The organism is Streptomyces sp. NBC_01296, assembly GCF_035984415.1.
In the GTDB taxonomy this organism is placed as follows: Bacteria; Actinomycetota; Actinomycetes; order Streptomycetales; family Streptomycetaceae; genus Streptomyces.
This window is the reverse complement of sequence record NZ_CP130720.1, coordinates 4,294,812-4,314,508: the sequence shown is the minus strand read 5'-3', so window position 1 is coordinate 4,314,508 and position 19,697 is coordinate 4,294,812. Positions and strand designations below refer to the sequence as shown.

General features: G+C 72.9%; 15 protein-coding genes and 1 pseudogene. 7 read left to right on the top strand and 9 right to left on the bottom strand.

Features of this window, described 5'->3' with window-relative positions:
* Positions 1-136: 136 nt before the first annotated feature.
* Complete coding sequence (locus OG299_RS19430; RefSeq protein ID WP_327362129.1) at positions 137-1,489, bottom strand: aspartate aminotransferase family protein; 1,353 nt, start codon at positions 1,487-1,489, stop codon at positions 137-139.
* A 265-nt stretch (positions 1,490-1,754) separates the two neighbouring features.
* On the opposite strand from OG299_RS19430, the gene OG299_RS19425 reads away from it, so the two are divergent.
* The 3 genes from OG299_RS19425 (at position 1,755) to OG299_RS19415 (ending at position 5,570) form a co-directional block, all read left to right on the top strand.
* Positions 1,755-2,651 carry a sigma-70 family RNA polymerase sigma factor gene (locus tag OG299_RS19425; protein ID WP_327362128.1) on the top strand — a complete coding sequence of 299 codons (897 nt, stop codon included), beginning with the start codon at positions 1,755-1,757 and terminating at the stop codon, positions 2,649-2,651.
* Between the two features lie 376 nt (positions 2,652-3,027).
* Positions 3,028-4,536 (top strand): APC family permease, encoded by a 1,509-nt coding sequence (locus tag OG299_RS19420; protein WP_327362127.1) that lies wholly within the window; start codon positions 3,028-3,030, stop codon positions 4,534-4,536.
* Positions 4,537-4,613: 77 nt separating this feature from the next.
* The gene (locus OG299_RS19415; RefSeq protein ID WP_323179045.1) at positions 4,614-5,570 is read left to right on the top strand and encodes a hypothetical protein; all 957 of its coding nucleotides are present in this window, start codon (positions 4,614-4,616) and stop codon (positions 5,568-5,570) included.
* Positions 5,571-5,636: 66 nt separating this feature from the next.
* Here the strand turns inward: OG299_RS19415 and OG299_RS19410 are convergent.
* The 5 genes and pseudogenes from OG299_RS19410 to OG299_RS19390 all read right to left on the bottom strand — a co-directional run.
* Positions 5,637-6,347 (bottom strand): annotated as a pseudogene (locus OG299_RS19410) (hypothetical protein); the annotation flags it as partial.
* Positions 6,348-6,458: 111 nt separating this feature from the next.
* Positions 6,459-7,082 carry a glyoxalase gene (locus OG299_RS19405; protein ID WP_327362126.1) on the bottom strand — a complete coding sequence of 208 codons (624 nt, stop codon included), beginning with the start codon at positions 7,080-7,082 and terminating at the stop codon, positions 6,459-6,461.
* A gap of 5 nt (positions 7,083-7,087) precedes the next feature.
* Positions 7,088-7,534: a helix-turn-helix transcriptional regulator gene (locus OG299_RS19400; protein WP_266627284.1), complete on the bottom strand. Its 447-nt coding sequence runs from the start codon at positions 7,532-7,534 to the stop codon at positions 7,088-7,090.
* A gap of 134 nt (positions 7,535-7,668) precedes the next feature.
* Entirely contained in the window at positions 7,669-8,079 is a 411-nt protein-coding gene (locus OG299_RS19395; RefSeq protein ID WP_266627282.1) for a VOC family protein, read from the bottom strand.
* Positions 8,080-8,131: 52 nt separating this feature from the next.
* Positions 8,132-8,311 (bottom strand): DUF5990 family protein, encoded by a 180-nt coding sequence (locus tag OG299_RS19390; RefSeq protein ID WP_442817519.1) that lies wholly within the window; start codon positions 8,309-8,311, stop codon positions 8,132-8,134.
* Positions 8,312-8,591: 280 nt separating this feature from the next.
* On the opposite strand from OG299_RS19390, the gene OG299_RS19385 reads away from it, so the two are divergent.
* The 4 genes from OG299_RS19385 (at position 8,592) to OG299_RS19370 (ending at position 13,036) form a co-directional block, all read left to right on the top strand.
* Entirely contained in the window at positions 8,592-10,745 is a 2,154-nt protein-coding gene (locus OG299_RS19385; protein ID WP_327362125.1) for an MMPL family transporter, read from the top strand.
* A gap of 16 nt (positions 10,746-10,761) precedes the next feature.
* The gene (locus OG299_RS19380; protein ID WP_327362124.1) at positions 10,762-11,952 is read left to right on the top strand and encodes a sensor histidine kinase; all 1,191 of its coding nucleotides are present in this window, start codon (positions 10,762-10,764) and stop codon (positions 11,950-11,952) included.
* Positions 11,953-12,032: 80 nt separating this feature from the next.
* Positions 12,033-12,638: a response regulator gene (locus tag OG299_RS19375; RefSeq protein ID WP_442817594.1), complete on the top strand. Its 606-nt coding sequence runs from the start codon at positions 12,033-12,035 to the stop codon at positions 12,636-12,638.
* Positions 12,639-12,820: 182 nt separating this feature from the next.
* Positions 12,821-13,036, top strand: coding sequence for a DUF6243 family protein (locus OG299_RS19370; protein WP_266627274.1), 216 nt, complete (start codon positions 12,821-12,823; stop codon positions 13,034-13,036).
* Positions 13,037-13,084: 48 nt separating this feature from the next.
* Here the strand turns inward: OG299_RS19370 and OG299_RS19365 are convergent, their stop codons facing one another.
* The 3 genes from OG299_RS19365 to OG299_RS19355 are packed head-to-tail and all read right to left on the bottom strand — an operon-like array spanning position 13,085 to position 19,681.
* The gene (locus tag OG299_RS19365) at positions 13,085-14,512 is read right to left on the bottom strand and encodes a DUF6177 family protein (protein ID WP_266627272.1); all 1,428 of its coding nucleotides are present in this window, start codon (positions 14,510-14,512) and stop codon (positions 13,085-13,087) included.
* A gap of 16 nt (positions 14,513-14,528) precedes the next feature.
* Positions 14,529-18,533 carry a type VII secretion protein EccCa gene (gene eccCa / locus OG299_RS19360; RefSeq protein ID WP_327362122.1) on the bottom strand — a complete coding sequence of 1,335 codons (4,005 nt, stop codon included), beginning with the start codon at positions 18,531-18,533 and terminating at the stop codon, positions 14,529-14,531.
* Positions 18,530-19,681 (bottom strand): MinD/ParA family ATP-binding protein, encoded by a 1,152-nt coding sequence (locus tag OG299_RS19355; RefSeq protein WP_266627268.1) that lies wholly within the window; start codon positions 19,679-19,681, stop codon positions 18,530-18,532. Before OG299_RS19355 ends, eccCa begins: the two co-directional genes overlap by 4 nt.
* Positions 19,682-19,697 lie beyond the last annotated feature (16 nt).

Genomic DNA, 19,697 nt, shown 5'->3' with positions numbered 1-19,697 from the left:
GGCCGCCCCGGGACTGACGTGCATCCCGGTCCGTAGGTGCTGCTTCGGATTGCAACATGCGCGAAGGGCGTTGTTACCCGTACAGATCATCCGAACACCGGCACCCACGGCTTGGGCGACCGCACAGCGCAGCAGGTCAGACGGTGTGCGTATCCGCGACCGACAGCGCCTCGTCGAGGATCGCGAGGCCCTGGGCCACGTCCTGCGGGCCGATGTTGCAGGGCGGGGCGACGTGGATGCGGTTGCCGGCGGTCAGCGGCCAGAGCCCGCCCTTCTTGCAGGCGGCGGCGAACTCGGCCATGGGCGCGTTGTCCGCCCCCGAGGCGTTGTACGGGACGAGCGGCTCGCGCGTCTGCCGGTCCCGTACGAGCTCCAGGGCCCAGAACGTGCCCAGACCGCGGACCTCGCCGACCGAGGGGTGCTTCTCGGCGAGGGCGCGCAGGCCCGGCCCCAGCAGCTCCGCTCCGGTGCGGGCGGACTGCTCGACGATGCCCTCCTCCTCCATGACGTTGATCGTCGCCACGGCGGCTCCGCAGGCCAGCACGTGCCCGGAGTACGTCAGCCCGCCCGGGTAGGGCCGGCGGGCGAAGGTCTCGGCGATGGCGGCCGAGATGGCGACCCCGCCGAGCGGGACGTATCCGCTGGTCACGCCCTTGGCGAAGCAGATCAGGTCGGGGGTGACGTCCCAGTGCTCGGAGGCGAACCACTTCCCGGTGCGGCCGAAGCCGACCATGATCTCGTCCAGGATGAAGACGATGCCGAAGCGGTCGCAGAGCTCGCGGACCCCGGCGAGGTAGCCGTCGGGGTGCACGAGCACGCCCGGGGCGCCGCCGACGGTCTCCAGGATGATCGCGGCGATGGACTGCGGGCCTTCGAAGACGATGGTGTCCTCGAGGTGGCGCAGGGCACGCTCGCACTCCTCGGCCTCGGTGGCCGCGTAGAAGGGCGAGCGGTAGGCGAAGGGCCCCCAGAAGTGCACGACGCCGGCGGTCGCGCTGTCGTTGCCGAAGCGGCGGGCGTCACCGGTCAGGTTGATCGCGGTGGACGTGGCCCCGTGGTACGAGCGGTACGCGGACAGCACCTTGGGCCGGCCGGTGTGCAGCCGGGCCATCCGTACGGCGTTCTCGACGGCCTCGGCGCCCGCATTGGTGAAGAAGATCTTGTCGAGGTCGCCCGGGGTGCGCTCGGCGATCAGCCGGGCCGCCTCCGAGCGGACGTCGACGGCGAAGCCGGGCGCGACGGTGCAGAGCTTGGCCGCCTGCTCCTGGATGGCAGCGGTCACCTTGGGGTGCTGGTAGCCGATGTTCGTGTAGACCAGGGCACTGGAGAAGTCGAGGAAGCGGTTGCCCTGGTAGTCCCAGAAGTACGAGCCCTCGGCCCCGGCCACGGCGAGCGGGTCGATGAGCTCCTGCGCCGACCAGGAATGGAAAACGTGCTTCCGGTCGGCGTCTTTCACGGCGGCGAGCGCGTGGGCAGCTTCTGCGTTCATGTCCCGAGCGTAGTTGTCCACGATGCGGACCCCGGGGAGGGTCGGTACCCCGTGCGCCATCCAGTGGGGGCCGTGTTTCTCCCCCAGCTACCGCTGGGAGGTGCCCCCAGTGAAACCACCGCCCCGGTCCGCCGGCCATCACGGCCACCGGGCTGCGCAAGGCGTACAGGGACAAGACATCCGGCCGCAATCCACGCGCACATGACGCACCGTCCGGTTACCGTCCATGCGTGCACCGACGATCAACGACGCGAGGACGTGACAGGTGAGCGAGCAGGACGCGCTGGCCCGGCGCTTCGAGGAGTACCGCCCCCATCTGCGGGCCGTGGCCTACCGGATGCTGGGCTCGATCAGCGAGTCCGAGGACGCCGTGCAGGAGGCCTGGCTGAAGCTGAGCCGCTCGGACGTCACCGCCGTGGACAACCTGGGCGGCTGGCTGACCACCGTGGTCGGCCGGGTGTGCCTGGACATGCTGCGCTCGCGCACCACGCGGCGCGAGGATCCGCTGCAGGGCCAGGACGGGCACGTCCGGCTGCCCGACCCGGTCGTCACGCGGCTCGCAGCCGTCGATCCGGAGCACGAGGTCCTCGTCGCCGATTCCGTGGGCATCGCGCTGCTGGTGGTCCTGGAGACCCTGGCTCCCGCCGAGCGGCTCGCCTTCGTCCTGCACGACCTGTTCGCGGTCCCGTTCGACGAGATCGCCCCGGTCCTCGGCCGCAGCGCCGCCTCCACCCGGCAGCTCGCCAGCCGCGCCCGCCGCCGGGTCCAGGGGGCCGCGCCCGCCCCCGACGCCGACCTGGTGCGCACCCGGGAGGTCGTGGAGGCCTTCCTCACCGCCTCGCGCGGCGGGAACCTCGACGCGCTCGTCGACCTCCTCGACCCCGATGTCGTGGCCCGCTCCGACGGCGGCACGCTGCGCCCCAGCGCCGTCCGGCGCGGTGCGACCGACGTCGCCTCGAACGCCGTCATGTTCGCCCGGTTCGCAGCGGCCGCCCACCCGGTCTTCGTCAACGGGTTTCCCGGGGTGCTCGCCATGGCGGAAGGCAAGCCGCTGTCACTCATGGCGTTCACCGTCAAGGACGGAAAGATCGTCGCGCTCGACATCCTCACGGACCCGGAGCGCCTGGCACGGATCGACCTGGGGTCCGTCCTGGGCGACTGACCCGCACCCGCCGAACCGCCGGGCCCGGTTCCGGTCTTGTCGAGGATCACCAGTGATTCCTCGGTGGACCGGGAAAGCTTGCATTGATTCGAATATCAATAACCGGGTCGATCGTCGGAATCTTCGCTCGAACCCTTGCGCTTCCTGGGCGGTTTGGGCAGGATCTGGTTCCTGTTCAGCCGCCCGGTCGTGCGATCCGCAACCGGGTCGGCTCTGCAAGGGACGGGAACGCCACCGCGAAGCCGCCCGAATTTCCGACGCGCCGGGCCTCCCACGAATTTACCCCGGCCCCCTTTCCCGCCTCCCCTTTCCCTCACCCTTTCTTTCCTCTCTCCCTCCCCCTTTCCCTTGGTACGCATCCAGGAAAGACGTGATCGTGAGCAAGCACTCTGGTGCCGGAGGGAGTCTGCGGGCCGACGCGCTGGGCACGTTCGACTCCGTCGTGATGGCCGTGGCGGGCTGCGGCCCGGCCTACACCATCGCGGGCACCTTCCCCGCACTGATAGCAGCCGTCGGTGTCGCCGGCCCGGCGGTCCTCCTGTACTGCGCCCTCCCCGTCCTCGGCATCGCCCTCGCCTTCCGCCACCTGGGCCGCCTCGACCCGAACGCCGGGGCCTCGTACGCCTGGACGGGCCGGTCGCTGCATCCCTCCCTCGGCTTCCTCAGCGGCTGGGCGCTCGTCGTCTCCGCCACCGTGTTCATGGCCTCCACCGCCCTGCCCGCCGGCGCCGCGACGCTGTCCCTCTTCGGGGTCCCGGCGGCCGGCCACACCGCCCTGGCCACGGCGGTCGGTGCGGGCTGGTTCCTGCTCGTGGCCGGCGTCGTGATGTACGGCGCCCGGATCAGCGCCCATGCCCAGACCGCCGTCACCGGGACGCAGCTCGTACTGCTCCTGGCCTTCGCCGTCGCCGCCCTGTCCACCGACGGCAACGTGGCGGACTTCTCCCTCTCCTGGTTCGGATTCGGCCACTTCGACGGCCAACACCACTTCGTGACCGGCGCGTTGATCGCCGTCTTCGCCTACTGGGGCTGGGACGTCACCAGCAACCTCGGCGAGGAGACCCGCAGCGGCCGCCGCGGCTCCGGGTTCGGCGGGGTGATCGGCGTCGTGACGTGCTTCGCCCTGTTCGTCGTCTTCACCATCTCCGTCAACATCCTCGTCGGCACCGACGTCGTACGGCAGAACCCCGAGTCCTTCCTCACCGTCCTCGGGGACGCGGTCTGGCCCGGCTGGGGCGGCCGGCTGCTCGTCCTCGCGGTGCTGCTCTCCACCGTCGCCACGCTGGAGACCTCGCTCATCCAGGCCACCCGCACCCTGTTCGCCATGGGCCGCGACCGCACCCTGCCCCCGGCGTTCGGCCGCATCCACTCCCGTAGCCGGACGCCGTGGACCGCCACCGCGGTCGTCGCGGGCGTCGCCCTCGCCCTCACCGTCGCGGCCAATCTGGGCTCCGGCACGGGCTCCGGCTCCGGAGCGCGGCTGCTCGCCGACGCGGTCAGCGGCGTGGGCCTGCTGATCTGCTTCTACTACGGCCTCGCCGCGTTCTCCGCCGTCGTGGTCCACCGCAAGCAGCTGTTCGCGTCCGTGGGGAACCTGCTCCTCATCGGCCTGTGGCCGCTGGGCGGCGGTCTGTTCATGGTGTGGATCTTCGTCCGGTCGCTGACCGAGCTGAACGCCCTCGCCCTCGGCATCGGGCTCGGAACGCTCGTGCTGGGCGTCGTGCCGATGCTGAGGTACCGGCAGCACGGCCGCTCGTACTACGAGGCGGTCCCGCTGGACCCCGAACGCGCCCGGGCCGTGGACGCCTCGTACGGAGTCACCGACCTCGACCCCTCCTCCCGGGCCGGCACGGGCCGCTCCGACGAACTCCTCACCGACTTCTGAGCCGTCGGCCCGTACGCCCGCAGTCCCGCAGGTCCCCAGCTGGTTGGGTCCGTCGATCCGAGGAGGGTCCAGTCCGCATGGCCATGGCCTGGAAACGCCGCCGCTCCCCGGCGGCACCGCAGTACGATCCCGCATTCGGCGACAAGGCCCTGTCGGAGGCCTGCCAGGACGTCGCCGCCGGCCGCTGGCAGGGCCTGCGCGACCTGCTCGCGGCCGGTGCGCCCCGCGACTGGGACCGGCGCAGCCACCGGATCCGGCTGCTGGCCGACGCCGCCGCGGACCGGCGGGTCGCGGAGGCCTGGCAGGCTTCCGAGCCGGACAGCCCCGACGCGGTCGTGCTCCGCGCGGACATCGAGGTGATGCGGATGTTCGCGGTCGCCCGGCGCGGGACGATGCCGGCCGTGAACCGCCTCGACTGGACCGCCCGGATCTGCCTGCAAGCCTCCGACGCAGCCCCGGAGGACCCCCATCCGTGGGTCTCGCTGGTGACCCTGGCGCGGCTGTACGAGGGCGGGCACGCCTCCATGGGCCGGTGGTGGCAGGAGCTCTGCGCCCGCGACCCGTACCACCGGGAGGCGCACCACCAGGGGCTGCGCTACATGTCCGCCCGCTGGCACGGCTCGCACGGCCAGGCGTACAACTTCGCGCGGGACCGCGCGGCCGCCGCCCCGCTGGGCTCGCCGCTCGCGGTCCTGCCGCAGGTGGCCCGGGCGGAGCAGTACCGGCACCGGGCCGAGGGCGAGGGCAGGAACAGCCTGGACCTGCTGCACCACTGGAGCGGCGACGCGGGACGCTGGGACCTGCGGACGACGATGGAGCGCTGGATCTGGCCCCGTACGGCCCCGCAGGCCCAGGACGTGGCCGACCTCAACCACCTGGCCCACGGCCTGGTCCACGCCGACATGCTCGCGGACGCGGCCACGGTCTTCGACCTCCTGGACGGCCGGGCCACCCGGGTCCCGTGGGCGTACACGGGCGATCCGGAGGAGCAGTACGTCCGCTGGCGAGCCCGCACCCGCGCCGCCACCCGCTGACCGGGCGGCGGCGGGCGGAGGAGGCCCCGCTCCTCCTCAACCCCGACCGGCGATCCGGCTGCGGACTCAGGACACCCAGGCGGCGTCGGCTTCGGACTCGGCGTCCGTCAGGATCGCCTTGCCCATCTCGCCCGAGATCGCGGCGAGCAGGGCCGCCTTGCGGGCGGCGAAGAAGCCGTCGAAGTCGTCGGCGCGCATGAGGGCGGGGTCGGCGACATGGGTGCGGACGTGCGCGTCCAGCTCCGCCGGGCCGATCTCGGCGGTCTTCGCCAGCTGCGTCAGGTAGGCGGAGGGAGCCTGGCTGCCGATGATCCGGTTCGTGCGTGAGGTCAGGGGGGTCTTGTTGACGATGGAGTTGTAGATCTCCGACTTGAACCCGTTCTGCTCGCACCACGCCTTCGGGAAGATGTGGTGGATGTCGACGGCCTCGTCGAAGTAGTCGGTCACCTTCACCGGCTCGCCCGTCCGCCAGTCGGCCGCCCCGGCCTTGAGCAGCAGCGCGTAGATGCCCTTGTACGCGGCACTCTGGCGGGTGCGCAGGGTCAGCAGCCGGCCCGGCGCGAACTGCGCGGCCGTGACCGTGCGCGGCTCCTGGTCGCTGCCGCGGATCCACTCCACGACGTCCGGCAGGTCCTGGCTGAACCGGGTCTCGGTCGAGCCTCCGTACAGCTCCCCGAACACTCCGCACCAGTACCAGCGGGCGAGCTTGCGCTGGGCGCCGGCCGGCTCGGCCGCGTTCCCGGCGGCGGCCAGGACGGCGGCGAGGGGGATGAGCTGGGCGCGGGTGTCCCGCAGCCTCTCCTCGAGCCCACGTGGCGGCGCGCTTGTCATGCTTCCTCCAGTCGTACGGTGCCCATCGGTCGGCGGTGACGTTTCTGCGGTGACGGATCAGGGCGTGGGCGCCATCGATGCGGCCTCCCAGGCGAACCCGTCCGGGTCGGTGAAGGGGCCGGCACCGCTGCCCAGGACGAGCCGGTGGGATCCGGCGCCGTCGGCGGGGACGCCGAGGTCCTTGGCGAGGGCGCGGCGCCCGTACAGCGCCAGCTTGACGCCGCCCGAAGGGGCGTCGAACTGGACGTACTTGCTGCCGAAGCTCTTCGCGACGGCGAGGCCTTGGCCGACGTAGAACCGCTTGCTCGCGGACACGTCCGCCGATCCCAGCAGGAGCACGATCTCGTCGATCTGCCGGGTGTCCGGGCCGGTGTCCTTCCTCGCCGAGGTGGCGACCTTCCAGATCGTCCCGTCGGGGGCCCGTACGACGCCGCCGTAGCCCCAGAAGGACTTCGAGGCGGGCTTCAGCGCCGTGGCGCCGGCGTCGAGGGCGGCGCCGAGGAATGCGTCGACGGTGGCGGGCTGGGACACCGTGAGCGCCAGGGCGAAGCCGCGGAAGCCGGATGTCGGTGCCTCCGAGGCCTGCAGGCGCACCCGGGCGCCCGGGCCGAAGGCGGTGTAGAAGCGGTCGGCGGCCGTGTGGTCGGCCACCTCGAGGGTGACGGATGCGAGGGAGTTCATGCCGATCACGCTAGTTCCGGCCCGGTCGCCGGTGCTTCTCGATTCCTGACCGGTCTGGTGACCTGCTTCGCCACGCACGACGGTATGCCCGCCGCCCCGTCCGCCGCGCGGCGCCGGTAGACGCTGGGCGGCATGCCGACCAGCTCGGCGAAGCGGGTGCTGAACGTGCCCAGCGACGAACAGCCGACCGCGAAACAGACCTCGGTGACGCTGAGGTCGCCGCGACGCAGCAGCGCCATCGCGCGCTCGATGCGCCGCGTCATCAGGTACGAGTACGGCGACTCGCCGTAGGCCAGCCGGAACTGGCGGCTGAGGTGCCCGGCCGACATGTTCACGCCGCGGGCGAGCGCCTCGACGTCGAGAGGCTGCTCGTACTCCCGGTCGATCCGGTCGCGAACGCGCCGCAGCCGGGCGAGGTCGCTCAGGCGCTGCGCGGCGGTGAGTGCGCTCATCCACGCAGGATGGCACATGGGGGGACTCCGTTCATCGATGTTCACGATCACCGGGCCGGCCTTCAACTGGCGGGCGGTGGCGCTGTGTTCGCCGGTGAGGGGAGGGCGGGGGAGCGGTCCGGCGGCGGCCGGGGTCAGCGCAGCTCTTGGATGCGGACCAGGTTGCCCGCGGGGTCGCGGAAGGCGCAGTCGCGTACGCCGTACGGCTGCTCGGTCGGCTCCTGGACGACCTCGGCGTCGGTGGCCTGCACCTTCTCGAAAGTGCCGTCGAGGTCCCGGGTGGCCAGCAGGATCCAGCCGTAGGTGCCCTTGGCCATCATCTCGACGATGGTGCGGCGCTCGTCCTCGGTGATCCCGGGGTCGGCGGCCGGCGGCGCCAGGAGGATGGACGTGCCGGGCTGGCCGACGGGGCCGACCGTGATCCAGCGCATCTTGCCCTGGCCGACGTCGCTGCGGACCTCGAAGCCGAGGGCGTCGCGGTAGAAGGCGACGGCGGCGTCCGGGTCGTCGTGCGGGAGGGCGGTCGTGTGAATGGTGATGTCCATGACCATCACGCTAGCCGCGGCGCAGCGGCCGGGCTTCTCGATTCCTGACCTGTCAGGCCGCGGGGTCAGCCACGGGGTCAGGCCATCGAGCCGGGGCGGACCATTCGACGAGCGGTGGCCGTACCCGGGCGCACAGCGGCCGGCCGCACGCATCGGTGAGGCGCAGGCGCGCGAGCAGACGTCCGCAGCGCAGCGCGGCGGCGGTGGTGTCCGGGCCGACGGCATCGAGCATCAGCTTCGCGCGGCGGAGCCGTAGGCCGACCCGGAAACCTGGAGGGCCTCGAGCAACGACCCACGTGTCCCCCCGGGCATCCCGGCGGCACCCGAGCGTCGGGTCCGGTGCGGGGGCGGGCGCTACTCCCGGGGGAGTACGGGCGGGTCCGGGACGCCCGGGGGAGTAGGGGCGATCTCCTGCGTCGGCGTGAGGGAACGGCCCTTCGGGGGCGGGACGCTGGAGGCAACCGGGCGGGCCATCGGGGCCACCGGGCCGAGTCCATGGGGAGGGGCCCGAGATGGGGCAGGCGGGGCGAACAGGTGGATACCGCAGGGTGATTCCCTGGGGCGTGCTGGCGCTGTGGGTGATCGCGATCGCCGTCGCCGGGTCGTTCGCGGGCAAGCTCGCGGACGTACAGCGTGACCGGACGGCGGACTATCTGCCGTCGGGAGCCGACTCGACGCAGGTGGCCGGGCTCCAGGAGAACCTGCCCGGCGGCGAGGTGACCAGCGTGCTGCTCGTCTACCACCGCGACGGCGGGCTGACCGCCGCCGACCGGGGCGCCGCCGAACGGCAGGTCGCGGCGGTCACGGTCCCGGCGGGTACGGCGGGGACAGGGTCCGCCGAGCCCCCCGTGCTGCTTGCCGGGTCGAAGGACCCCCGGGACTTCGGCGCGACCCTCCGCGGACCCGGTGTTCCGTCCGGGGACGGCGCCACCCTCATGTACGCGGTGTCCACGGCCGCGCCCGGCACGGACGACACCGCGCGGAAGGCCTTCGTCGAGGGCGTACGGGCCCATGCGCGCGGTGGCGACGGGCTGAGCGTGTGGGTCGGCGGCGACGGCGCCGTCGAAGTCGACGCCAAGGAGGTGTTCGGCTCCATCGACGGGACGCTGATGCTGGCAACCGGCCTGGTGGTGGCCCTGCTCCTGATCCTCACCTACCGCAGCCCGGTGCTCTGGCTGGTGCCGCTGGTGGTGGTCGGGGCGGCCGCGGTCTGCGCGCGGGCCGCCGTGTACGGGCTCGCCTCGGGCTTCGGGCTCACCGTGACCAGCCAGAGCGCCGGGATCATGACGGTCCTGGTCTTCGGCGCGGGCACCGACTACGCACTGCTGCTCGTCGCCCGCTACCGCGACGAACTGCGCCGTACCCCCCTTCCCCACGATGCGATGCGCACCGCGCTGCGCGGTTGCGGACCGGCGGTGCTGGCCTCCTGCGGGACGGTCGTGGCGGGGCTGGCCTGTCTGCTCGCCGCCGACCTCAACAACATCCGCGGTCTCGGCCCGGTCGGCGCGGTGGGCGTACTGTGCGCGCTCATCGCGATGATGACGCTGTTGCCGGCGGTCCTGGTGCTGCTCGGACGGCGGGTGTTCTGGCCGCTGATCCCCGCGTACGGCAGCGAACCCAAGCAGTACACCTTCAACGTCTTTGCCGTGATGGGGAGTTCGGCAGGCAAGCGGCCGGTCGTCGTGCTCGTCACGGGAGTCGTGCTGCTCGGCGCGCTGGCGCTCGGTGTGTTCAGCCTGCCCGGTGCGCTCAAGAGGGAGGACAGCTTCACCAGCAAGCCCGAGTCGATCGCCGCCATGGGAACGCTGGCCAAGGCCTTCCCGGATCGCAGCAGCCGGCCCATCGAGGTCATGGCGCCCACCGCAGCCGCCGACCGGATCCTCGCCGAAGCCAGGTCCGTCGAAGGCGTCGCCGGCGCCGAGCGGGGCCGCAGCGGCGGCGGCTGGACCGAGATCGCCGTCACCGCCGAGGCCGCGCCGGAGTCCGCGGGGGAGAGCGCCGTCATCGAACGGCTGCGGGCCGGACTCGACGGCGCGCACGTGGGCGGCGCGAGCGCCCGGCAACTCGACCTGGCCACCACCAACGCCCACGACCGCCTGATCGTCATCCCCCTCGTGCTCGCCTCGGTGCTGCTCGTCCTCATGCTGTTGCTGCGCAGCCTGGTCGCCCCGCTGCTCCTGGTCGCCGCCGTCGTGCTGGTGTGGGGCGCGGCGCTGGGCATCGGCGGACTGGTCTTCGGCCCGGTCTTCGGCTTCACCGGCGTCGACCCGGGCCTGCCGCTGCTGACCTTCGTCTTCCTGGTCGCCCTCGGCGTCGACTACGGCATCTTCCTGATGCACCGCACCCGCGAGGAGACCCGGGGCGGCGCCGAGCCGAGGCGGGCCGCACTGACCGCGCTCCGCACCACCGGCGGAGTGATCGCCTCGGCCGGGATCGTCCTGGCGGCGACCTTCGCGGTGCTCGCCTCGCTGCCGCTGGTGATGTTCGTGGAGATGGGCACGGTCGTCGCGGTCGGGGTGATCCTGGACACCTTCCTGGTCCGCACGTACTTGGTGACCAGCGCCAGTGTGCTGCTCGGCCGCAGGGTGTGGTGGCCGGGCCGGCCTTCCGGTACCTCGGCCCCGGTGGCCGGACCCGCGCCGGAACTGGTCGGCGACCGGCGATGAGGGCGACGATGTCCCGGTGGCAGAAGTGACCGACCCCCCGAGCGCGGCCGCGCGCGTACTGCGCGTACTGCACCAGGACCCCCTGGCGGCCGCGCACCCGACGCGGAACGACGCGGTGATCGCGGCCGGTGTCGCCCTGCTCTGCGGGGCCGTGGCGTACGCCGACACCGCGATGCGGCCGGACGCGCTCGGGTGGGCCCTGCTCGCCTGCTCGGCCCTGCTCCTGGTGTGGCGGCGGCGCCGGCCGCTCGCGGTGATGATCGGATCCGTCGCCTGCATCGCCCCGTACCAACTGCTCGACAACGCCCACGCCGCCCCCATGCCGGCCGGGATGCTCGCCCTGTACACGGTGGCCGCCACCGGCACCGTCCGCCGGACGGTGACGGTCGGCGTGTGCGTCGTGGGCTTCGCGGTGAGCGCCATGTCGTCCAACGGCGTCCACCGCGCCCTGGACGTCCTGCGCACCTCCGGCTGGCTGGTGGCGGCCCTCGTGCTCGGCGTCGCCGTCCGCAACTACCGCAAGTACCTGGCCGAGGAGAGCACCCGGGTCGGACAGGCCACCGACCGCAGGATCGCGGAGGAGCGTCTGCGCATCGCCCGCGACCTGCACGATCTGCTGGCCCACAGCATCACGCTGATCGGTGTCCGTACGTCGGTCGCCGCCCACGTCCTCGCCGTGGACCCGGACCGGCTCGACCGGGCGGCGATCGCCGAGGCGCTGGACTCCATCGCCGACACCTGCCGCGAGGCCCGCGCGGAGCTCCGTACGACCCTGACCGTGCTCCGCGCCGATGAGCACGGGCCGCTGCCGGACCTCGCGGGGCTGCCCGATCTGGTCCGTACGGCCGAGGCGGAACTGACGATGGACACCGGCGGAGTCCATGTCCCGCCGGCCGTGGGGGCCGCCGCCTACCGCATCGTCCAGGAGTCGCTGACCAACGCGGTCCGCCATGCGGGTCCCGCCGCCACCGTCCGGGTCCGCGTGGCGGCGGCGGAGGGGGCTCTGCGGCTCACCGTCAGCGACGACGGCCGGGGCCCGGGGGCGGGTTCCACCGCCCCGGGTTTCGGCATCGTCGGCATGGGCGAGCGCGCCCGCAGCGTCGGCGGCACCGTGCGGACGGGCCCCCGCTCCGGCGGTGGCTTCGAAGTGGCGGCGAGCCTGCCGCTGCCACCCCGTCCACCCCGTTCCCCGGAGGCATCCGCGTGACCACGCCACCCGAAGGTCAGGACCGCGTCATCCGGGTGCTGCTCGCCGACGACCAGACGCTCGTACGGGCGGCCTTCACGATGCTCGTCGAATCGGCTCCCGACATGACGGTCGTCGGACAGGCCGGCAACGGGCGGGAGGCCGTGGAACTGGCCCGCGCCGAGCGGGTCGACGTGGTCGTCATGGACATCAGGATGCCGGGCACCGACGGCATCGAGGCGACCCGGCTGATCGCCTCCACCGAGGACCTGGCCGGGGTGAAGGTCCTGGTCCTCACGACGTACGACACCGACGAGAACGTGGTCGAAGCGCTGCGGTCCGGGGCCTCCGGCTTCCTCGTGAAGGACACCAGGCCGGCCGAACTCCTGGCCGCCATCCGCACGGTGGCCGGCGGCGAGTCGCTCCTCTCACCGGGCCCGACGGCCCGACTGATCGCCCGGGTCCTGCGCACCCCGAGTTCCGCCCCGGCCCCCGCCGCCCTCGACCCGCTCTCCGGCCGGGAACGGGAAGTCCTCACCCTCGTGGCCCGGGGCCTCAACAACACGGAGATCGCCGACGCGCTGGCCCTGAGCCCCCTCACCGCGAAGACCCATGTGAGTCGGATCATGGGCAAACTGGGGGTGCGCGACCGGGCGCAGCTCGTGATCGTGGCGTACGAGTCAGGGCTCGTGGTGCCCGGAGACTGAGCGGGCACGAAAATCTTGGTGAGCGCGGCCGACGGAACCGGGTACCGTCTTTGTCATGTTCTTCCAGACCCCGATTTACGAGTGAGAGCGTGACGGGCCCCTGCTGACGTCCTTCGACGTCGCCGCGCCCGTCCCCCACCGTTGAATCCGTAGATCACTGCACATCATGACCGGGAGAACCCATGACCGTGAGCAAGAACATCAACAACCCCGTGGGCCAAGGCGGCGGCCAGCGCAAGAGGCAGTCCCGCGCCGAACGGCAGAACAACGGTCCGCACCGCAACCTCGACCGCCGGGGCGCCGCCGACCAGAAGGCGGAGCTGGTGCGCAAGATGCGCGAGAAGGCCGGCGCCGCCGAGGACGCCGGGCAGACGGGCGACGACACCGCACAGAGCTGAGGCACGTTCCCCAGCCCTCGTGCCACCGGCGGGCCACCACGACACCCCCTAGAGGGGCGGAGCCCCGCGCAGATGACGTACGAGCTGTTCGAGGGCGGTCCAGCTCTCGGCGGTCTCGCCGTCGCCGAGCGCGTAGTAGTAGCCCGGCCGGGCGCTGGGGCCCAGCTGCACCGGGCGTTGACTCAGCGGCGTCCTGCTCGCGGTCTCGCGCCCTGCCTCCCGGACCTCCGCGGGGCCCAGTACGAAGGCGTACGGCAGCGGCGGGTGCTCGAAGCGGGGCGGGGCGCTCAGGTCCCGGCGTGCCTCGCGCAGCTGGCACATCATGGTCTTGAGCCCGTGCCGGGTCACCAGCTCGCCGGCCAGCTCCGGCAGTGCCTCCAGGGGCCGCTCCTCACCGGGGCCGTAGCCCACCGTGAGGGTGACGTCCTCCTCCACCCCCTCCGCCGTGCGGATCACGCGCAGGGTGGCGACGGCCGGCCGGTCCGGGGGGCCGACGACCACCGTCCAGGTGGGCTGGGGGGCGCGCTCGTACGCCAGGTCGGTCAGCTGCCGCCGCGACCAGGGCAGACCGGCCGGCTCCGACGTCCCCCAGCCGGCCGGCGGGCCGCCGGTCAGCGCCCGGTATGCCGCTTCCAGCCCACCGCCGAGGACGAGGTCCGCCTCGGGCTGGTGCAGGGTACGGAAGGAGACGATGAGCTGACGCTCGCCGCTGGGCCGGACCTCTGTGAAGGCGTCCGCCACCGGGGACTCGCCGTTCTCGTCCCGGTCCGGGGAGAAGGCGCCGTCCTGCCAGCGCAGCACCGCGCCGGTCAGCCCGTCGTAGTAGCCGCACCGCTCGTCCTGCACCACCCAGCGCGAGGGCACGGTCTGCAGCAGCATGCGGGTGGGCAGGGAGAGCCGGCAGTGCGGCGGGGTGACGATCTGCAGGGACCGGTCGCTCTCCACGGTGGCCCGCAGCGCCTCGGAGAGCCAGCTCGTCATGGGAACGACCGGGCGGTCCTGGAGGACGACGGCGGCCTCGTCGGTGAGCATGTCGACGGCCGGCTGGGCAGCGGCGGGCACCGGTACGGCCGTGATGCCCGCGACGTCGACCGGGCGTGCCGCGCCGACGGTCCCGGGGGCGTCCGGCGGCCAGACCCGGCCGCCCAGAAGCATGGTCAGACGGGCCGCGAAGGCACCCGCAAGCTGTTCGGCCTGGGGGAGGCCCGTGGTGGCGCGGGCCTCGATCCACCACGCCGGGCCGTCGCCGGACGGCTCGGCGCCGGGCCCCAGCAGCCGGGCCGCCTCGCCCGGCACCTGGAGCATCAGCGGCGCCTCGATCGAGACGAGCGGCCGGCCCTCGGCGTCGCACAGCTGGATCACGGCGCCCTCGCCGGTGGTCCCGATCGTCAGGTCCGGGCCGCCGGCGAGCAGGCCCGCCAGGATGCTCAGGGCGTCCGGCATGCGCTCGGTGAGCGCGATCACGTCCTTGGTCATACGGTGTTCCCCCTGGTCATGCGTGGTCGGCCGGAGTTTCGGTGTCGCCGTCCGCGGCGGCGAGCGCCGTCTGGACCAGCCGGGTCGGCTCGCCCCGGCGCACGAGCGTGCCGCGCCCGGGCGGCTGGCTGTTCGCGTACACGCCGGGGAACAGCTGGCCCTCCTGCCGGTCGCCGGTCATGACGACCGCCGTCGTACCGCTCTCGCGGAGCGTCATCATGAACGGCTCGTACAGCGCCCGCGAGGCTCCCGCCACCCTGCGGGTGACGACGAAGTGCAGGCCGATGTCCTGCGCGGAGGGGATGAACGGCACGAACGGCGCGAGCGGTTGCTGGCCGCCGCTGGTGAGGACGTCGTAGTCGTCGATGAGGATGACGATGCGCGGACCCGAGTACCAGGTGCCGGACGCGAGGGCGTCCTGGGAGGCGAGGTCGTCGGGCATGCGCTTCTCGAGCTCGGCGGCGATACCGGTGGCCAGCGCACCGCACAGCCGGGAGTTGTGGGCGTAACCGCCGCGGTACTCCTCGGGGACCAGCCTGCGCAGGCCCCGGCGCGGGTCCATGACCGCGAAGACGATCTCCTCGTCGGAGTAGCGGTCCATGAGCCCCTGGGTGACCAGGCGCAGCAGGTTGGTCTTCCCGCACTCGCTGTCGCCCAGGATGATCAGGTGCTGGTCGCGCTTGAACAGGTCGAGCAGGACGGGCGCGAGGGCCGTCTGGTCCAGTCCGAGCGGCACCCGGTTGGGTTCGGCCGTCACGGACGGCAGGGAGGCGGCGGGGATGCGGGTGGGCAGGACCCTGATCCGCTGGGCGCCGTCGCCGGACCAGGACGAGCGGATCACCAGGGCCGCCTGTTCGACGGCCGGGCCCAGCTCGGCGGTCGAGGCGAGGGAGTCGATGCGGGGCAGCGCCGTCTGGGCGAAGAGCTTGCCGTCGGTCAGGACGCGGCCCTTCTCGTCCGGGGCCAGGGTCTCGGCGAGCTTGCGGTCGATGCTGGAGTCGCCGGGGTCGTTCAGGCGCAGCTCGACGCGGGTGCCGAACAGGGACTGGGTGGCGATGCGTACGTCGTTCCAGCGCAGCATGCCCGCGACGACGTGGATGCCGTAGCCGCCACCGCGCTTGAGCAGGTCGGTGACCGCGTCCTCGATCTCGTCGAAGTCGTCGCGCAGGGCGCCGAATCCGTCGATGAGGAGCACGATCTCGGTCGAGGACAGCTCGGGGAGCCGGCCTTCGGCGCGCAGTTCGCGCAGCCGCTCGACGGAGTCGATGCCGTGTTCGCGGAACAGCTCCTCGCGGTCGGCGAGCATGCCGCGGATCTCTTCGATCGTACGGGCGGCGCGTTCGCGGTCGGCGCGGCCGGCGATGCCGCCGACGTGCGGGAGCCCGGTAAGGGCGGCGAGGCCGCCGCCGATGAGGTCGAGGCCGTAGATGCCGACCTCGCGCGGCGTGTGCGTCATGGCGAGGGACAGCGCCAGGGTGCGCAGCAGGGTGGTCTTGCCGGACTGGGGGCCTCCGATGACGGCGGCGTGGCCGCCGGCGACGGTGAGGTCGAGGACCCACTGCCCCTGCCACTGCTTGGCCGGGTCGTCGAGGAGGCCGAGCGGCACCTTGAGCGGGCCCGGCCGGACGGCCAGCTGGATGCCGCGCTCGCCGGCCCGGAGCGGACCTGCCGAGGCGTCCAGGGCGATGGCCCGGGGCAGCGGCGGCAGCCAGATGGCACGGGTGGGCCGGGCCGCGTCACGGAGTTGGTCGACGACGACGGACATGACGGTCGGCCCGGGGTTGCGGTGGCGCATGGCCGGCTGGCCCTCGCCGGGGCTCGTCTCGGGCTCGCCGAGGGTGTTGAACTCCGGGTAGGGGTGTACGGCCGGGCCCTTGTCCTCGAGGTCCCGGGCGACCGGGCCGTGGTAGGGGCCGGAGACGAAGCTGGCCTTGAACCGCTCGTACGCGCTGGTGTCGACCTTGAGGTAGCCGAAACCGGGGATGGGCGGCAGGTGGAAGGCGTCGGTGGTGTCCAGCACCGTACGGGACTCGTCGGCGGAGAAGGTGCGCAGGCCGAGCCGGTACGAGAGGTACGTGTCCAGGCCCTTGAGCTTGCCGCCCTCGATGCGCTGGCTGGAGAGCAGCAGGTGGACGCCGATGGAGCGGCCGATGCGGCCGATGGACAGGAACAGGTCGATGAAGTCGGGTTTGGCGGTGAGGAGTTCACCGAACTCGTCGATGACGACGAAGAGGTGCGGCAGCGGATCGAGGTCGGGGCGGGTCTCGCGCAGCGCGGCGTAGTGCCCGATGTCGGCGATGTTGCCGGCGTCCTTGAGGACCTGCTGGCGGCGCTTCACCTCGCCGGCGAGGGAGGAGTGGACGCGCTCGACGAGACCGGCCTGGTTCTCCAGGTTGGTGATGACGCCGGCGACGTGCGGCAGGCCGGCGAAGGGGGCGAAGGTGGCGCCGCCCTTGTAGTCGACGAGGACCATGGCGAGGTCCTCCGGCGGGTGCGAGGCGACGAGCGCCAGCACCAGCGTGCGCAGCAGCTCGCTCTTGCCCGAGCCGGTGGCGCCGACGCACAGGCCGTGCGGGCCCATGCCGAGTTCGGAGGATTCCTTCAGGTCGAGCAGGACCGGCTGGCGGGAGTCGCTGATGCCGATCGGTACGCGCAGGAAGGCGCGTTCGCCGCGGGGCCGCCACAGTTCCTTGACGTCCAGGGCGGCCGGGTCCTCGACGCCGAGCATCTCGGCGAAGTCGACGGGGCCGGAGAGCGGGGCGTCGACGAGGGACTCGGGGGACAGCCGCAGCGGGGCCAGCAGGCGGGCGAGGCCCTCGGCGCCGGGGGCGGTGGCCTGGTCGGCGGTGCCGTCGGCGGTGACGGGCTCGGCGGGGCGCAGGTCCTCGATGTGGACCCGGTCGCCGTCGACGGTGATGCGCAGGGAGACCTGGCCGGGCTCCTGCACCCGCTCGGCCACCAGGTGCAGCACGGTGACGCCCATGTCCCGCAGGCTCACGGCGTCGTCGGGGCGGGGCAGCTCGCGCGCGTCGTCACCGTACTCGTCGCTGACGATCAGCAGCCGGTCGGTCATCTCCAGGGCGTCCTTGCCGGACAGGCCGCGCCGCACCTCGGCGGCGTAGGAGGCGCGGGTGCGCAGGTCCCGGCTCATGAGCCGGGCGAGTGGGGCCAGCGCCGGGGCGATGCGGCGGGCGCTGACGGGCCCGTCGTGCTCGTCGGGGTCGAGGATGTGGGGCAGCCACTTGGCCCAGGCCCAGTCGGTCATGCGGTCGCCGGGGCAGGCGAGGGCGAGGGCGACGTCGTCGGGGGCGTGGGCGACCGCGGTCTGCGTGAGCAGGGCGCGTACGACGCGCAGGACGCCCTCGCGGTCGCCGACGACGCTGATGTTGCCGGCGCGGTCGAGGGGGATGGTCAGGGGCAGGTCGGTGGCTGAGGAGAATCGATTCGTCAGCGCCCCGGCCTCGTTGAGCATGAACCGGTCGGGCGGGGTGAGGACGCTGCCGCCCTGCTCGCCGATGACCAGGGGGCGTACGGGCATCCGACCGGTGCCCACGCGCATCCGCAGGAAGTCGCTGTCGCGGCGGCGCCGCTCCCACAGCCGCGCGGGGTCGCGCACGATGTCGTAGAGCGCCTCGGGCGGCGGGTCGAGGACCCGGGCCGTCTCGCGGCGCTCGCGCTCCTCGGCGCCCAGCTCCTCGCGGAGCTCCTCCAGGTACTCCAGGTAGCGCTCGCGCTGCTGGCGCCGGGTGCGCTGGGCCTTGCCCCGCTGGGACAGCAGCATGCCGACCGAGCCGATGACGGTGACGAGGAGCACGATCGCGCCGAGTCCGGCGAACTGGCTGTTGCGCACCATCGTCATCATCACGACGGAACTCATCACGCCGGCAATGGGCATGAGGGTGTGCAGGGCGCCGCCGGTCTTGCCCTCGGGCAGGTTGGGCGGCGGCTCGATGGTGCGCGCCTCGGGGGTGGGCAGCGGCCGGGTGGTGCGGGCGGGGCGGTGGACTATGCGGGTGCTCATCGGTTGCTTCGCCTGCTCATGGCTCGGGTGAGGACTTCGGCGGCAAGCTCGGTGACGGCCTCGCGCGTGACCTGGCCGAGCAGGTCGGTGCGGATCGGGCCCCCGGTGGCGAGGTGCCGGTCGTAGGGGAGCATCAGTACCTTCACGCCGTCGAGCCGGAGGTGCTCTCGCGCCGCGGTGGCATCGAGGGTCATGTGCGGGGACGACGGGGAGACGACGACCACGGTTCTCTCCAGCATCCTGGGGCGCGACAGCGACGCCATCCAGTCCAGCACCGATCGGGTACCGGTGATGCCCTCGGCGGTGGCGGGGGTGACCAGCACGCGGGCCTGGGCCGCCGACAAGGCGGTGCGGGACAGTTCGCTCGGGAGGGTGTCGCAGTCGACGACGGTGACGCCGAAGTAGCGGCGCAGCGCGACCATCACCGTGCGGTACTCCTCCAGTTCCAGCCGGTTGCCCACCCGGCCCTGGCTGCCGGGCAGGAGCCAGCCCCGGTCGGGCAGCTGGACGAGGTAGCCGACGACGTCGGTGAGCTGCATCGACGGGTCGATGAGCTGCGCGACGTCACTCGTCGTCCAGCGCACCTTGGTGACGCCGAGCCTGGCCGGGAGGGTGCCCAGTGCCGGGTCGGCCTCCAGCATCAGCACGGGGTCCTGACGGTAGTGCGCGTAGGTGTGGCCGAGCAGCGCGGCGACGGTGGTCTTGCCCGCGCCGCCGCGGATGCTGGTGACGACGATCTGTCGGCCGGTGGTGAGCGGCTGCTGCAGCGCCTGCGCGACGCGGGTCGCCTCCTCCACCTCGCGGCTGGCGGAGGAACCGACGAGGCGGCGCAGCGAGCGGGAGGTCCGCTTTGCGGCGGAGTCGCCGCTGAGCGGCTTGCCCTTGACCAGCTCGTCGGGGAGCGGGAGCTCCATGGTGACGGGCGCGGGCAGGGGCCTGGGGGCGGGCGCGGGGGCGGGCGCAGGCGCGGGCGTGGGCGCCGGGTGGGCGTCGGCGGCCGGGCCCGGTGCGCCGGCCTGCGCAGGCGCGTCGGCGGATGCGGTCGGGGGCCGGCCGGCCTGCTCCCCGGGCGGTCCCGGTTCGCCGGGGTCGTTGGTGAGGTTGCGCAGGTCGCGCAGTAGGTCGCCCTGCCAGTCGTCCTGGGGCATGCGGTCTCTCCTGGAG